This is a genomic window from Halomonas sp. EF61 (genome assembly GCF_040147045.1).
GTDB classification, from domain to species: Bacteria; Pseudomonadota; Gammaproteobacteria; order Pseudomonadales; family Halomonadaceae; genus Halomonas; species Halomonas litopenaei.
The window spans coordinates 1,097,192-1,111,519 of record NZ_JAMSHM010000003.1; the positions used below are offsets into that span (position 1 = coordinate 1,097,192).

Consider the following 14,328-nt stretch of genomic DNA (forward strand, 5'->3'; position numbering starts at 1 on the left):
TGAATGGTTCAGGCCAGGATCATCACCACGCAGGCCGCGGTGAGCGCTCCCATCACCCCATTGAACACCCGCCAGGATCGGTCGCTCTTCAACAGGCGGCCGATGGCGGTGCCAAACCCTGCCCACAGAGCGATGCAGGGCAGCCCCACCAGTTCCGCCACGCCCGCCAGCAGCAGGGCGTTGACCCAGGGGTTGCCGCCGTCCGGCAGGAACCCCGCCATCAACGCGATACCCATGACCCACGCCTTGGGGTTGGCGAACTGGAACGCCGCCGCCTGCACGAAGGACAGCGGGCGGGCATCGCCTACCCGCAGGTCCGGCGGTGGGGCCGTCGCGATCTTCCAGGCCAGGTACAAGAGGTACAGGCTGCCGACCAGCTTGAGTCCGCCCTGCACCACCGGATAGCGCTCGAACACCACCCCGAGCCCGAGCGCTATCGAGGCGAACAGCACAAAACAGCCGCCCAGGATGCCGAACAGGTGTGGCAGGGTACGCAGGAAGCCGTAGTTGGCGCCGGAGGCGGTCAGCATCACGTTGTTGGGACCCGGCGTGATGGTCATGGACACCATGAACAGCGCTGCCGGAAGCAGAAAGGCGAGCTGACTAGCGGTCTCTTCCATGATTGTACCCCTACAATTTTTGCATTATGGTGTGAAACAAGGTGAATTGACCCCGGTTTTTAAAGCATACTCAGGCAACAATTGCCGTCAAAGGGTTTATTGTCACCATGACAATCTGGACTCCCTCCCTCGAATTCGACTCCCGCTCGGCCCGCTATCGTCAGATCGCCTCGGCCATCGGCGAGGCCATCGACCAGGGCCAGCTCGCCGCCGGCGATCGACTGCCCCCGCAACGGGCCCTGGCCGACGCGCTGGGCGTCACCGTGGGCACCATCACCCGCGCCTACAGCGAAGCCCAGCAACGGGGCTGGGTATCGTCCCGGGTCGGCAGTGGCACCTACGTCAATGACGCCGCCGCCGGCAACAGCCCCTTCGATGTACACGTCGCAGCCGACTCCGATGGCGTGGTCGACATGAGCCTGAGCTTTGCTCCGCCGCACCCCTGGCGTCATCAGTGTCTGCAGCAGGCCCTGGCGGAGGTGACCGAGGACCCGGCCTGCCTTGCCATGGTCGCCGCCTACCAGCCCGACATCGGCACCCGGCAGCACAGAGAGGCGCTGTCACGTTGGCTTGAGGATCTCGGCTTTCCCCTGCACGAGGTGCTGGCGATCACCCAGGGCGGCCAGCACGGCATCGACCTGTGCCTGAGAGCCCTGACCCGCCCCGGCGACAGCGTGGCCGCCGACGCTCTCACCTATCCGGGGTTCAACGCCGCCACCCGCCACGCTCACCTCAAGCCGATGGCGGTGCCCCTGGACGACGACGGCATGGACATCGATGCACTGGCACGCCTGTGCCAACGCCAGGTGCCCCGCCTGGTCTACCTGACCCCGGACCAGAACAACCCCACCAGCGCGGTGCTTTCGCCGCAGCGCAGGGAACAGCTCGCCGCCCTGGCGCGCCGACATGACTTCTGGCTGATCGAGGACGCCGTCCAGTACCTGCCGCGGGAGGATCGCGGTGTGTCTCTGCTGGAACTGGCGCCGGAACGCACGCTGCAGGTATTCAGTACCTCCAAGGTGCTTTCCGGTGGCCTCAGGGTCGGCACGCTGCAGATGCCGGCCACCCTGCGCGAGCGCATCGGCAGCCTGCTGCGGGCGCAGTCTTGGATGTGTCCGCCGCTGATGACCGAGGTGGCGCGGCGCTGGATCGCCTCGCCCCGCTACCCCGAACTGCTGGCCTGGCAGACCGCAGAGCTGGCCGCTCGGCAGCGTCTGGCACGGGCAAGCTTCGAGGCCCTGACGCCCCGCCATCTCACCCACGGCGCCAACTTCTGGCTACCGCTGCCCGAGGGCCGCCGGGCCAGCGAGGTACAGGCCCTGCTGAAGAGCGAAGGCGTGCTGGTGGCAACGCCTGAACCCTTCTGTACCGGCAGCGAGCCGGCGCCCCAGGCCATTCGCCTTTGCGTGGGCGCCCCCGAAAGCCGCGAGTCCCTGCAACAGGCCCTCGCCACCGTGCGACGTGTGCTGGAACAGGGGGACACCAGCCCCTGGGCAACACTGTAGCGACGGTCCGACACCTGCCTGAATTCGCTGACGTTGTGAACCAGGTCCAGACGTCCATCACCCCATCCCTGCGCTAGCCGACCCAGTCGCTGCCCCCGATCATGTCAGCGGCGAAATCTGTATAGAAGATCGGGCACAATCTGTAACACACATCGTCACTCCCCCTGGCGATTCTTGCCTGCCGTTCGACGATAGCCGCCTTGACGCCGCGCCATTGCCCTGCTGTTAATGTATATACATTAAAGTTTTCCCCATCATGTTCGGCCACGTCTCGGGAGCTCGCCACCATGCATCGACTCGTCATCACCCCAGGCCAACTCACCCTCCAGGACATGCGCCGGCTCCTCACATCACCGACAGTGGTGTCTCTGGAGCCCTCGGCATACGCCGCCATCGACGCATCGGTGGCGACAGTGGCTGGCGTCATCGACGAGGGACGCACCGCCTACGGGGTCAACACCGGCTTCGGCCTGCTGGCTCAGACCCGCATCGAGCGCGAACGCCTGGAGGACCTGCAGCGCTCGCTGGTGCTATCCCACGCCACCGGCGTCGGCGAACGCCTGGACGACGAGCTGGTGCGGCTGATCATGACGCTGAAGGTGGCAAGCCTGGCACGCGGCTACTCCGGCATTCGCGGCGAAGTCCTGGACGCCCTGATCACCCTGATCAACACCGAGGTCTGGCCGGTGATCCCCGCCAAGGGCTCGGTAGGTGCCTCGGGCGACCTGGCGCCACTGGCCCATATGAGTCTGGTGCTGCTGGGCGAGGGCCAGGCACGCCACCGTGGCGAGACCCTCTCGGGACGGGACGCCCTGAACGTGGCTGGCCTGTCGCCCCTGACCCTGGCACCCAAGGAGGGATTGGCGCTGCTCAATGGCACCCAGGTCTCCACCGCGCTGGCGCTGCGCGGTCTGTTCGAGGCCGAAGATCTGTTTGCAAGCGCCACCGTGTGCGGCGCCCTTAGCGTCGAGGCGAGCCTGGCCTCACGGGTTCCCTTCGACGCCCGCATCCACGAACTGCGCGGCCAACCCGGGCAGATCGACGTTGCCAGGGCCTATCGTCACCTGCTCGAGGACACCAGCGAGGTGGGGGCCTCCCACGCCGACTGTGACCGCGTCCAGGACCCCTACTCGCTGCGCTGCCAGCCTCAGGTCATGGGCGCGGTGCTCGACCAGATCCGCCACGCGGCCAGGGTGCTCGAGATCGAGGCCAACGCTGTCACCGACAACCCGCTGGTGTTCGCCGACAACGGCGACATCCTCTCGGGCGGCAACTTCCACGCCGAGCCGGTTGCCCTTGTGGCCGATAATCTGGCGCTGGCGCTGGCGGAGATCGGGGCCCTGTCGGAGCGACGCATCTCGCTGATGATGGACACCCACATGTCCCGCCTTCCCCCCTTCCTGGTGGAAAACGGCGGCGTGAATTCCGGTTTCATGATTGCCCAGGTGTCAGCCGCCGCGCTGGCCAGCGAGAACAAGGCTCTGGCCCACCCTCACAGCGTCGACAGCCTGCCTACCTCGGCCAATCAGGAGGACCATGTGTCCATGGCGCCGGCGGCGGGACGGCGACTCAAGGAGATGGCGGCCAATGTTCGCGGCGTGCTGGCCATCGAATGGCTGGCAAGCTGCCAGGGCCTCGACATGCGCGAGGGGCTCGCTTCGACACCTTTGCTGGAGCAGGCCCGTCAGCGACTGCGTCGCCGGGTGACCCACTATGACCACGATCGTTACTTCGCACCGGACATCGAGGCCGCCACACGTCTGCTGGACGAAGGCGCATTGTGTGACCTCGTTCTCGACGATCTTCTGCCCAGCCGCGCGCCCTGACTCGACAGGCTTCGCTGGTTCGGACTAAACCGAAAGGATCAATGAACTCAGCCCCAGGTGCCACAAACCCGCCACCAGCGAGAGTCAGCCGATGAATCATGACAAGATGGCCGCCAGACCACACGTCGAGCAACAGAGGCCGCTGCCCCACGCCTTCGTCATCCTCTTCTTTCTCGCCCTGCTGGCGGCCATCGTCACCTGGTTCGTCCCCAGCGGAAGCTTCGAACGCATCACCAACGCCGACGGGCGCTCGGTCATCGTCGCCGGCACCTACCAGGCCATCGACTCCCCGGGCATCGGTCCCTTCGAGTTCTTCAACGCCTTCTTCGAGGGGATGAAGAGCGGCTCGTCGATCATCTTCTTTCTGGTCATCGTCGGCGGTACCTTCGGGGTCCTGAGACGCTCCCGCGCCATCGAAGGGCTGGTCCACTTCCTGCTGGTGAAGCTCAAGGGCCGCGAGATCCTGATCATCCCGCTGATGATGACCTTCTTCGCCCTGTGCTCCGGTACCTACGGCATGATCGAGGGCAGCATCGTCTACATCTTCATCCTGCTGCCGCTGGCGCGACGTATCGGCTACGACGCCGTGGTCGCCGCCGCCATCCCGCTGATCGGCACCGCCATCGGCTACACCGGCTCCTTTCTCAATCCCTTCAACGTCGGCGTCGCCCAGAGCATCGCCGAATTGCCGCTGTTTTCCGGCATGGGCTACCGCTTCGTCTGCTGGCTTGCGTTCGTCGCCCTGAGCATCGGCTACGTGATGTTCTACGCCCGTCGCGTGCAGGCAAGGCCAGAGCGCAGTGTGGTCTACGGCCTGGCCCCGCCCGATGAAGAAGGACCGGGCGATCACGTCGACCTGACCCCTCGCCACCTGCTGATCCTCGGCGCCTTCGCCCTGGCCCTGGTGGCGATCATCGCCGGGGTCAGTGCCTTCGGCTGGTACCTCAAGGAGATGGCCGGCGTCTTCCTGCTGCTGGGTATCGTCACCGGGCTGCTCGCCAATATGCGAGCCAACACCATCGCCGGAGCCTTTTCCACCGGCTGCAAGGACATGATGGACGGCGCCCTGGCGGTGGGCCTGGCCTTCACTATCGTGGTCATCGTGCAACACAGCGAGATCATCGACACCATCATCCATTCGCTTTCCACGCTGATCGGCGACACCTCGGCGTCGGCCGCAGCACTGGGCATGTTCGCCATGCAAAGCGCGATGAACTTCATCGTCACCTCGGGCAGCGGCCAGGCGGCGCTGACCATGCCCATCATGACGCCCATCGCGGACCTCGCCGAGGTACACCGCCAGGTCGCGGTGCTGGCCTTCCAGTTTGGCGACGGCATCTCCAATGCCTTTACTCCTACCGCCGGCTGGTTGATGGCGGGACTCACCATCGCCGGTATTCCCTGGAGCCGCTGGATGCGTTTCATGCTGCCGCTGATCGCCCTGCTCTATGCCCTCGGCGCTGTGCTCATCCTGCTGGCGACCCTGGTGGTCTGGCCCCTCGCCTGACGGTCTGCACTCACGGAGCCTCGTCTTGACCAGCAACACGCTACCCTTGAGCCTTGCGATGATCGAACGCCTGGTGGCCTTCGACACCACCAGTCATCGCTCCAACCTTGAACTGATCAACGACGTCGCCGGCTGGCTCGAGGCGCGTGGGGCGGCGGTGACCCTGCTCTACAACGACAGCGGCGACAAGGCCAATCTGATCGCCGAATTCGGCCCCCACGACGCCCCGGCCCTGCTGGTTTCCGGCCACACCGACGTGGTGCCGGCAAGCCCCGCAGACTGGCGCGTCACCGCCCCGTTCACGCCGAAACGCCACGCTGAACGCCTCTACGGTCGCGGTACGGCGGACATGAAGGGATTCATCGGCGTGGCCCTGACGAAACTGGCCGCCTGGCAGGCAGAGCACTCGCGTCACTCGGTGTTGCTGGCGCTGTCCTTCGACGAAGAGGTCGGGTGCCTGGGTGCCCCGCTGATGCTGCCGTTTCTCGAGGCCCACAAGGAACGCCTGCGGGGCATCATCGTCGGCGAGCCCACCGCGATGCGCATCGCCAACGCCCACAAGGGCCACGTCGGCATGCGCGCCACCATCGAGGGTGTGGGAGGCCACTCGGGCTACCCGGGGCGAGGCGTCAACGCCATCGACGTCGGCGCGGGCGTGGTTGCGCAGATCCGCCAGCTGGCACGGGAAAAGCGCCTGATGTCGCTCACCGATCAGCGCTTCGATCCCCCCTACTCCACGGTCCACGTCGGACTGATCGAGGGTGGCAGCGCGCTGAATCAGATCCCCGAGCACTGCCGCATCGACTTCGAGATGCGCCCGCTGCCCGGGCAGCCCGCCATGGAAATCCTCGAGCGCCTGCGCAAGGACTTTCCCTGCGGCCTGGATCGCGACCTGATCGGCCTCGGCCGTCGCGCCAGACTGACCCTGGAATGCCGCGGCCAGTACCCACCGCTGGACGAACGCCGCCAAGGCTACCTGTCATGGATCGCCGAACTGGCCGAATGCAGCGTCGAGCCGTTGGCGCTCGGCTTCGGCTGCGAGGCCGGGCTGTTCGCCCAGCTGGGCGTCCCTACCGTGATCTGCGGCCCCGGCAGCATCCATCAGGCCCATCAGCCAGACGAGTTCATCGCCTTCGATCAGATCACGAAGTGCGAAGGCTTCTTCGACCGGCTGTTGTCACAGCTGTCCTTTCCTCTTCCTGACTTCCACCGCCTGGAGGCCCCATGAACCTGCGCATCCATCCCGACACCATGGTCAGCGACGAAGACGTCGCCGCCTTCCAGCGCGACGGCGCCATCTGTCTACGCGGCATCTTCTGCCCTCAGGAGCTCAAGCGACTAGCGGAGGGCATCGAGGACAACCTGCGCGATCCCAGCCCCCGGGCCAAGGTCGCCAGTCGACCCGATGACCCAGGCTGGTTCTTCGAGGACTTCTGCAACTGGCAGACCAACGAAGCGTATCGAGGTTTCATCTTCGACTCGCCGCTGGGGCTTATCGGGCAACGCCTGATGGGCTCACGCCAGGTACGCCTCTACCACGACCATCTACTGGTCAAGGAACCGGGCACGCGCCAGCGTACCCCCTGGCACCAGGACCAGCCATACTACAACGTGGAAGGCAGTCAGAACGTCAGCATGTGGCTACCGGTGGATCCGGTATCCCGGGCGGCCACCCTGGAATTTGTGGCCGGGTCCCACAAGGGGCCCTGGCTGATGCCACGGACCTTCATGGACCACCAGGCCAGCTGGTTCCCCGAGGGCAGTCTGGCCGAGCTGCCTGACATCGAGGCCCAGCGTGAACGCTATTCCATCCTTGGCTGGGCGCTGGAACCCGGCGACGCGGTCTTCTTCAACATGCTGACCCTGCACGCCTCGGGCGGCGTCAGTGGCCCTCATCGCCGTCGCGCTTTCTCGGTGCGCCTGCTGGGTGACGACATGGTCCACGCACCGCGGGCCTGGACCACCTCGCCGCCTTTTCCCGGCCTCGCCGACGAACTGCCCGCGGGCAGCCCCATGGAGCACCCGCTGTTTCCGCTGCTGGCAGGATGATCTTTCGCGCCGGCCAGCTTGGCGGAGCATAGTGGCAAGACGACGTCACCTACCAGCGCGGGAGACGTTCGGTCGCGCCGCAGCACGTCACTCCACCGGGAAGGCGAACGCCAGCGCGATCCGGTTCCAGGCGTTGATGGAGACCACCAGCGCCGTCACGTTGACCTGCTCTTCGGGGGTGAATTCCGCGGCCAGGCGGGTGTAGTCGCCGCCGCCGATCTCCTGGCCGCTGACCAGCGTCAGCGCCTCGGTCCAGGCCAGCGCTGCCTGTTCACGGCGACTGAAGAGCTGGGTCTCTCGCCACGCCGACAGAACATCCAGACGCGACTGCTGCTCACCGTCCTCGCGTGCTTCCTGGCTGTGCATGCGCAGACAGAAGGCGCAACCGTTCAGCTGGGAGGCGCGTAGCTTGATCAGGTGCACCAGCTCAGACTCGATGCCCGCCTCGGCCACGGCACGCTCGAGTTCCACCAGGGACTTGGCCAGCATCGGCTGGTGGCGAAAGACGTCGGCCCGGGTCAGACGTTGATCTTTCATTCGGGACTCCTCACAGGACGGGAAAGGAGGTAGTCTTTGCGCGTTTAAATTCCTTACCGCTGGCCGCCTGATGGCGCCTGTCTGCCTCGAGCGATGGCCCTGCTGCACAGGGGCTTTCCTGCACAGGGGCTTTCCTGCGCAGGGGCCTTGCCCTGCCATGGCCTCCAGCGTCAACGCCGACAACGAGACCGTCCTAGATGTGGTTCCAGAGCACCCTTCGCCTCGCTGCCCGCCCCCGGGGCTTTCACCTGATCACCGATGAGGTCGTTCAGGCACTGCCGGACCTGCCGAGCATGCGCATCGGCCTGCTCCACGTCTTCATCCAGCATACCTCGGCATCGCTGACCATCAACGAAGACGCCGATCCCACGGTACGTGGCGACTTCGAGCGTCACTTCAATGTGATGGTGCCGGAGGACGCACCCTACTACCGCCACACCCAGGAAGGCAGCGACGACATGCCGGCCCACCTCAAGGCCAGCCTGCTGGGGCCCTCACTCAGCATTCCCGTCACCGAAGGGCGCCTGGCGATGGGCACCTGGCAGGGTATCTATCTGTGCGAGCACCGCGACCACGGCGGGCCTCGCCAGCTTGTGCTGACCTTGAACGGCGAGCGCACCCGCTGGCGCCCGGAACAGGCGATGCCCGACCCCTACCGCCGTCGCAACTAAGTCACCCTGCTGTCGCCATCAGCGGGTACCGCATGCGCAGCAACGGCTGCGAACCCTGCACGGCTGTCGCCGGTCATCCTCGCTGCTGCCTCTGCTCCTTCCTTGCCTTCTCGGCTTGCCTGGCCCGGTTCAGGACTTCGCCAGGCGTCGGTAATCCGGTTGTTCGTTGCAGCGCCACAGGTACCAGGACGCCACCGAGCGCCAGGGCCTGCAGGGTTCGCACAGCTCGCGGGTCTCCCTTGGCGTCGGCATGCGTTCCCAGCCGAACAGGTAGCGCGCGCCGTCGCGGATGCCCAAGTCATCCACCGGCAGGATATCGGGACGTCCAAGGGTGTTGATCAGCATCATCTCGACGGTCCAGCGGCCGATACCCTTGATGGCGGTGAAACGCTTGATCAGCTCTTCGTCCTCCATCTCGGCGGCCTGTTCGCGGTTGGGAATTCGACCGTCCAGTGCCGCCTCGGCGAGGCCCTGGAGGGTCGCCTGCTTGCGTGCCGAGAAGCCACAGGCTCGGAGCTCCTCCGAGGGGAGCTCGGACAGTTGCCGGGGACTGGGGAAATCCTGCCCCGGGAACAGCGCTGTCAGACGGCCGACAATCGCCGCCGCCGCCTTGCCATGGAGCTGCTGATAGGCCACCGCCCTGGACAACGACTCGTAGGGGCTGCGATCGAGGGCGGTGGTCAGGCCGCAGTCGCCCACCCGATCGATCAGCCCCGCCCAACCGTCGTCCAACTGGCGCAGATGGGCCTGGGCAGGACCCAGGTGTACGGCGATATCGTGTACTTGCATAGAGGTTCCTTGTCGTCAGGGCGCTCGCTTGAACCGAGCGACACACGCCTTTGGTTTCAGACCTTTGTCGTAGACAAGCCAGGCGCCTGTCAATCCTCGCCCACGCGCTTCAAAAAAAGCGACATCCGGGATGTACCCGCACCGCGACCCGCGTATACTTTGTTGCACTGCGAAACGCCGATATAGCCGACTCGCGTCTCACGCGTCGAAGGCCTTGATGCCTGGCTTCAGCGCCTCCGAGCATGACGCCGCAGATGCTGACCGCCGGGACATCCGTATCCAGCGTACAGGCGCTATTCGCAAGCCCAATTTGCAAGACCTGTTCGCAAGCCCTATCCGCTCCCCCTGGCCCAACCGGCCAGGGCGTAGCACACCACGCTCAGGACCGAACTCCCGCGATGGACACGTCACAATCGCCTCCCCCGTCACACCAGCGCCTGACCTCCTCAGGCGATGCGACGGGCCGAGCCGATGTGCCTGCTGCTGCCCCCCTTTTACGGCCTCGAGCCAGCGCTCGAGCCGACACGACTCACCCATCCTACCTAGAGGCCTCCCTCCATGTCGGTGTACGACACCCTTTGCCTGCTCGCCGCGATGGCGATGGTGATCTCCCTGATCAACGGCAAGATCGGAAAATTTCAGACCACCATCGCGATCACTGCTGGCGCTCTGATACTGTCGCTAGCCATCGTCATCGCCGGTCACGCGGGCTGGTTCGCCCTCGACGAAACCGCTAAAACCGCCATCAATCAGTTGAATTTCGAGGATTTCCTGCTGAAGGGCATCCTCGGATTTCTGCTGTTTGCCGGTGCGCTGGGGATCAAGCTCCCCCACCTACGTGACCAGAAGTGGGAAATCGCCATCCTTGCCATGGGCAGCACCCTGTTCTCGACCTTCTTCATCGGCTACAGCCTGTGGCTGCTGGTGGGCTGGCTGGGTATCGACTTCGATCTGATCTACTGCCTGCTGTTCGGCGCCCTGATCTCTCCCACCGATCCCATCGCGGTGCTCGCCATCGTCAAGAAGATGAACGCACCCCGGCGCATCTCGACCCAGATCGAGGGCGAGTCGCTGTTCAACGACGGCTTCGGTCTGGTGCTCTTCGTCACCCTGTTCGCCGTCGCCTTCGGCGGCACCACCCCCACGGTGACCAGCGTCGGCCACCTGTTTCTGCAGGAGGCGCTCGGCGGCATCGTCTACGGCTTCGTGCTCGGTCAGCTGTTTCACCAGTTGATCCGTCACACCGACGACCACTCCATGGAGCTGATGCTGACGCTTCTGGTGCCCACCACCGGCTACGTGTTCGCCGAGTTTCTCGAGGTCTCCGGCCCCCTGGCCATGGTGGTGGCCGGCATCATCATCGGCAACCGTACCCGTCGCAAGGGCTTCTCCGAGGAGTCCCGGCAGCATCTCGACCACTTCTGGGAGCTGGTCGACGAGTTCCTCAATGGCGTGCTGTTCCTGCTGATCGGCATGACCATGCTGTCGTTCAGCTTTCACCCGGAGGACTGGGTGCTGATGATCGCCGCCGTGCCGCTGGTGCTGCTGTCGCGCTATCTGAGCGTGCGCCTGGCTTATCTCGGATTCCGGCGCTTTCGTCGCTACAACCCCTACTCGGTGCGCATCTTGACCTGGGGCGGACTGCGGGGTGGTCTGGCGCTGGCCATGGCGATGTCGATCCCGTCGGGGATCACCGTGATTCCCGAAAAGAACATCGACGTGCGCGAGATCATCCTGGTAATGACCTACTCGGTGGTGGTGTTCTCGATCCTGATCCAGGGATCCAGCATCACCCCCTTGATCAAGCGCGCCAAGGTCTGGGAAACCGAGCAATTCAGGCGTAGCAAGCGCAGCTGATCCGGCGTGCGGCGCCCGCCGAGCTATCCCCTCCCTTGAAGAAAACACGGCCCCGGACAGTTCAAGTGTCCGGGGCCGCCTCGTCTCGACCACCACGGCAGCGCCAGTAACTGGACTTACCGCGCCTGCGGGAACGTCGCGACCGGCTGGTGATCACGCGGCCTTACGTCGGTTGCGCCACCAGGGCAAGATTACGCGGGGTCAGCGCGCGCGGGCAGAACTGGCTCAGACTGACCTCGAAGCCGGCCTCCTCGAGCCACAGGGCCCGGTCCAGCACCAGCCACACCTCCAGCGGCCGGCGAAACAGATGGCGCACCAGCTCGAGTCGATTGACCCGCTGCAGACACGCTTCGCCACGACGTCGATAGGCGTCCCAGTCGATCCCGTCGGGCACTGTCAGTCCCTTCTCCCGGGCGGCCCAACGGCAGAAGTCCTCGAAGCGCTCCGGCATCCTGCCGTAGGCCAGACTCGGCACCGCCAGATAGTCGTCGACCCCGCGCAGCCGGCGCTGAAGAGCATCGAAACCCAGTCGCCAGGCGTTCGCCTGTTCACGCTTGCGTCGCTCTCCCTGGCTGGCGGTCACGGTCTCCTGCACCGACAGCGCCAGCGCCTCTCGATCCAGCGACAGACCATGGCGCTCTGCCTGTTGCTGCGCCTGACGCGACAGGGGGCGATAGATATTGTCACGGGTACGCTGGTAGCAGCAGGGAGCCAGACTGATCGCCACCTTCTGTTCACGTGCCAGCTCCAGCAGGCGCACGTGAAGATCGCCACAGGCATGCAGCGCCACCACCCGATCGGCGTCACCGAGGTGTCGGCACACGCTGGGCGCCATCACGTCCTGCTCGACCAGCGTCACCTCCAGTCCCTGCCGCTCGGCCAGCGCCTGGCCGCTTTCGCACAGCGCCGGTTGCCACTCCAGCGCGCAAATGGAGCCGTCGTGGCGGCGCGCCAGCAGACGCGAAAGATGTCCCTTGCCGGCACACCACTCGACAAGCGCTTGCCCCTGGCCGATCGCCACCTGGGGCGCAAAGGCCAGCATCTGCTGCCACTTGCGACCTCCCACGTGGGCCGCCCACGCCTCGGGCGCCTGGATCGGCGGCGCTCCATCGGGAACCCTGACCAAGTGCGCCAGTTCATCCACCGGTAGCCAGGCGGCCAGCGGCGAGGCATCGAAGGGGCGTTGCTGCAAGCGCTGGCACCGAGCGTCATCCAGCGCCTGCAGGCAGGCGGCGATATCGCCGGCGGGCGCCCGCTCGGGCCAGGGAGCCCCGGCATGGGTAAAGGGCGCCGGCGACCAGAGCCAGTGCCAGTCGGCGAGCAACCGAGTCAACGCCTCGAGGCGCTCGGCGTGGGGCAAGGGAGTGTTCATGCAGTCGCGAAGATCATGGTGGCTAAAGGTGGGTGTTGGGCGATGGACAGTGGACGGCGTGCGTCATGGTACCAGCAGGGCGCAGGCGGGACATCGATCAAGCGATGGGCAGGCCACACTGGATCGTCAGCGCCGGGGCGGCTAGCCTGAACCTTTTCGGCTCTCGCTTCGGTCTGGTTTCGGCTTCGTTCCGGTCCGAAGCTGCGCTGGTTCCGCTCTTGGTTCACTCTTGATACACGCTGGATTCACGCTGGCTCCGCTCATGCCCCTTCTGCGATTTCGACCGTCACACCACTGCTCTCTCCCGCGCCGATGGGCGATGCCGAGGCTGGCTACTCTGGCGATGCTGTTGGTGCTCGGCCTCGATGCCCAGGCATCCTGCACCAGCACTGCAACAGGCGCTGGCCTGGCGCCAGGCGACTGGGTCACGCCCGGCGACGCTCGCGTCCATACGGCGCCGGCGATGGGCTGGCCGATGCTTGCCCGCCAGCAGGTGGTCCTGCTGGGTGAACAGCACGATCGTCCCGACCACCATCGTTTCCAGCTGGCGAGCCTGGCCGCCCTGCACGCCCATCATCCGAATCTGGCCATTGGCCTTGAGATGCTGCCGAGGGAAAGCCAACCGGCACTGGACGCCTGGATCGCCGGTGACATCGATGAGGCCGCCCTGCTCGAGCAGAGCCAGTGGTACCGCTACTGGGGCTTCGACCCCGAGCTGTACCTGCCGGTGCTGCGCTTTGCCCGGGACCAGGCGCTGCCGCTGAAGGCACTGAACGTCACCCCTGAGCTGCGCCAACGGCTGGTCGAGGATGGCGTCTCCACACTGCCGCCGGTACAACGCCACGGCATTCCCGAACCCGTACCGGCCATGCCGTCCTACCGTGAACGGCTCGAGGCGAGTCTCGAGGAACACGCCCTGGAACTTGCTGGCGAAGGCTTTGGCGAGGGCTTCGACGACGACATGATCGACGGCTTCGTCTACGCCCAGCAGGTGTGGGACATGGCCATGGCCCAGGGGCTCGCCGCCCTGGTCGAAGATGGCCACCTGGCGGTGGGCCTGGTGGGAATGGGTCACGCCAGCCACGGCGAGGGAATCGAGGCACAGCTTAAGAGCCTGGGTATCGCCGATGTCGCGAGCCTCTTGCCGCTGTCTGCCGACGACGCCTGCGAGGCCGAAGCGGGACTTGCCGACGCCGTCTTTGTGGTACGCGAAGACAAGCAGAGCGAGGGGCCGCGACTCGGGGTAGGTGTCGAATCAAGCGAGGACCGACCGGGACTGGTGGTGACCGAGATGGTACCGAACAGTCCCGCCGAGGCTGCGGGGCTGCGCGTCGGCGACCGCATCCTGAACTTTGCCGGGCATGGCATCGCGCATCCCTACCAGCTCAAGGCACTGGTGCCTCGCGTACTGCCAGGCACCCAGGCCAGCATCACGGTGACGCGCGATCACCAGCGCCAGACGCTAACGGTGCGTTTCCCGATCGTGGAACCCGCTCTGGACGTCGAGCGAGGTGAAGGGACTCGACAGCACCAGCGACCCGCACTGCAACAAGAGCAGCAACAAGAGCAGGAGCCCCAAGAATAGCGCACCGGCG

At 65.6% G+C, this 14,328-nt stretch carries 12 protein-coding genes; 8 read left to right on the forward strand and 4 right to left on the reverse strand.

Annotated features, from left to right (window positions below; all coding sequences use genetic code 11):
- Nucleotides 1-8: 8 nt before the first annotated feature.
- Nucleotides 9-620 (reverse strand): LysE family translocator, encoded by a 612-nt coding sequence (locus NFI08_RS19405; RefSeq protein ID WP_045994283.1) that lies wholly within the window; start codon nucleotides 618-620, stop codon nucleotides 9-11.
- 107 nt (nucleotides 621-727) lie between these two features.
- Between NFI08_RS19405 and NFI08_RS19410 the strand changes: the two genes are divergently transcribed.
- From NFI08_RS19410 to NFI08_RS19430, 5 genes are all read left to right on the forward strand, one after another.
- Nucleotides 728-2,125, forward strand: a complete 1,398-nt coding sequence (locus tag NFI08_RS19410; protein ID WP_213231782.1) for an aminotransferase-like domain-containing protein — start codon at nucleotides 728-730, stop codon at nucleotides 2,123-2,125.
- Between the two features lie 287 nt (nucleotides 2,126-2,412).
- On the forward strand, nucleotides 2,413-3,951 hold the full coding sequence (gene hutH, locus NFI08_RS19415) for a histidine ammonia-lyase (RefSeq protein ID WP_124804403.1): 1,539 nt from the start codon (nucleotides 2,413-2,415) through the stop codon (nucleotides 3,949-3,951).
- 91 nt (nucleotides 3,952-4,042) lie between these two features.
- Nucleotides 4,043-5,458 (forward strand): YfcC family protein, encoded by a 1,416-nt coding sequence (locus tag NFI08_RS19420; protein WP_108447735.1) that lies wholly within the window; start codon nucleotides 4,043-4,045, stop codon nucleotides 5,456-5,458.
- Between the two features lie 25 nt (nucleotides 5,459-5,483).
- Nucleotides 5,484-6,686, forward strand: a complete 1,203-nt coding sequence (gene argE, locus NFI08_RS19425; protein ID WP_162816360.1) for an acetylornithine deacetylase — start codon at nucleotides 5,484-5,486, stop codon at nucleotides 6,684-6,686.
- Nucleotides 6,683-7,507 carry a phytanoyl-CoA dioxygenase family protein gene (locus tag NFI08_RS19430; RefSeq protein WP_108447733.1) on the forward strand — a complete coding sequence of 275 codons (825 nt, stop codon included), beginning with the start codon at nucleotides 6,683-6,685 and terminating at the stop codon, nucleotides 7,505-7,507. The genes argE and NFI08_RS19430 overlap by 4 nt, the downstream gene beginning before the upstream one ends.
- An 87-nt stretch (nucleotides 7,508-7,594) precedes the next feature.
- On the opposite strand, the gene NFI08_RS19435 is transcribed toward NFI08_RS19430, so the two are convergent.
- A complete protein-coding gene (locus NFI08_RS19435) occupies nucleotides 7,595-8,044 on the reverse strand; it encodes a carboxymuconolactone decarboxylase family protein (RefSeq protein ID WP_108447732.1) in 450 nt (149 codons plus the stop codon).
- 197 nt (nucleotides 8,045-8,241) lie between these two features.
- Between NFI08_RS19435 and NFI08_RS19440 the strand changes: the two genes are divergently transcribed.
- On the forward strand, nucleotides 8,242-8,715 hold the full coding sequence (locus tag NFI08_RS19440; RefSeq protein WP_108132735.1) for a secondary thiamine-phosphate synthase enzyme YjbQ: 474 nt from the start codon (nucleotides 8,242-8,244) through the stop codon (nucleotides 8,713-8,715).
- A gap of 129 nt (nucleotides 8,716-8,844) precedes the next feature.
- Here the strand turns inward: NFI08_RS19440 and NFI08_RS19445 are convergent, their stop codons facing one another.
- Nucleotides 8,845-9,504, reverse strand: coding sequence for a DNA-3-methyladenine glycosylase family protein (locus tag NFI08_RS19445; RefSeq protein WP_286985073.1), 660 nt, complete (start codon nucleotides 9,502-9,504; stop codon nucleotides 8,845-8,847).
- Nucleotides 9,505-10,062: 558 nt separating this feature from the next.
- Here NFI08_RS19445 and NFI08_RS19450 point away from each other — a divergent pair.
- A complete protein-coding gene (locus tag NFI08_RS19450; RefSeq protein ID WP_045994275.1) occupies nucleotides 10,063-11,361 on the forward strand; it encodes a cation:proton antiporter in 1,299 nt (432 codons plus the stop codon).
- Nucleotides 11,362-11,524: 163 nt separating this feature from the next.
- On the opposite strand, the gene NFI08_RS19455 is transcribed toward NFI08_RS19450, so the two are convergent.
- The gene (locus NFI08_RS19455) at nucleotides 11,525-12,733 is read right to left on the reverse strand and encodes a methyltransferase (RefSeq protein WP_349591280.1); all 1,209 of its coding nucleotides are present in this window, start codon (nucleotides 12,731-12,733) and stop codon (nucleotides 11,525-11,527) included.
- Nucleotides 12,734-13,052: 319 nt separating this feature from the next.
- On the opposite strand from NFI08_RS19455, the gene NFI08_RS19460 reads away from it, so the two are divergent.
- Nucleotides 13,053-14,318 carry a ChaN family lipoprotein gene (locus tag NFI08_RS19460; protein WP_349591281.1) on the forward strand — a complete coding sequence of 422 codons (1,266 nt, stop codon included), beginning with the start codon at nucleotides 13,053-13,055 and terminating at the stop codon, nucleotides 14,316-14,318.
- Nucleotides 14,319-14,328: the final 10 nt, after the last annotated feature.

What these genes read in the sequence shown, in the direction of transcription:
- NFI08_RS19420 (WP_108447735.1), top strand. Translation starts at nt 4,043, where the DNA reads ATGAATCATGACAAGATGGCCGCCAGACCACACGTCGAGCAACAGAGG.
- NFI08_RS19410 (WP_213231782.1), top strand. Translation starts at nt 728, where the DNA reads ATGACAATCTGGACTCCCTCCCTCGAATTCGACTCCCGCTCGGCCCGC.
- NFI08_RS19430 (WP_108447733.1), top strand. Translation starts at nt 6,683, where the DNA reads ATGAACCTGCGCATCCATCCCGACACCATGGTCAGCGACGAAGACGTC.
- NFI08_RS19440 (WP_108132735.1), top strand. Translation starts at nt 8,242, where the DNA reads ATGTGGTTCCAGAGCACCCTTCGCCTCGCTGCCCGCCCCCGGGGCTTT.
- NFI08_RS19450 (WP_045994275.1), top strand. Translation starts at nt 10,063, where the DNA reads ATGTCGGTGTACGACACCCTTTGCCTGCTCGCCGCGATGGCGATGGTG.
- NFI08_RS19405 (WP_045994283.1), bottom strand. Translation starts at nt 620, where the DNA reads ATGGAAGAGACCGCTAGTCAGCTCGCCTTTCTGCTTCCGGCAGCGCTG.
- NFI08_RS19460 (WP_349591281.1), top strand. Translation starts at nt 13,053, where the DNA reads ATGCCGAGGCTGGCTACTCTGGCGATGCTGTTGGTGCTCGGCCTCGAT.
- hutH (WP_124804403.1), top strand. Translation starts at nt 2,413, where the DNA reads ATGCATCGACTCGTCATCACCCCAGGCCAACTCACCCTCCAGGACATG.
- NFI08_RS19435 (WP_108447732.1), bottom strand. Translation starts at nt 8,044, where the DNA reads ATGAAAGATCAACGTCTGACCCGGGCCGACGTCTTTCGCCACCAGCCG.
- NFI08_RS19445 (WP_286985073.1), bottom strand. Translation starts at nt 9,504, where the DNA reads ATGCAAGTACACGATATCGCCGTACACCTGGGTCCTGCCCAGGCCCAT.
- NFI08_RS19455 (WP_349591280.1), bottom strand. Translation starts at nt 12,733, where the DNA reads ATGAACACTCCCTTGCCCCACGCCGAGCGCCTCGAGGCGTTGACTCGG.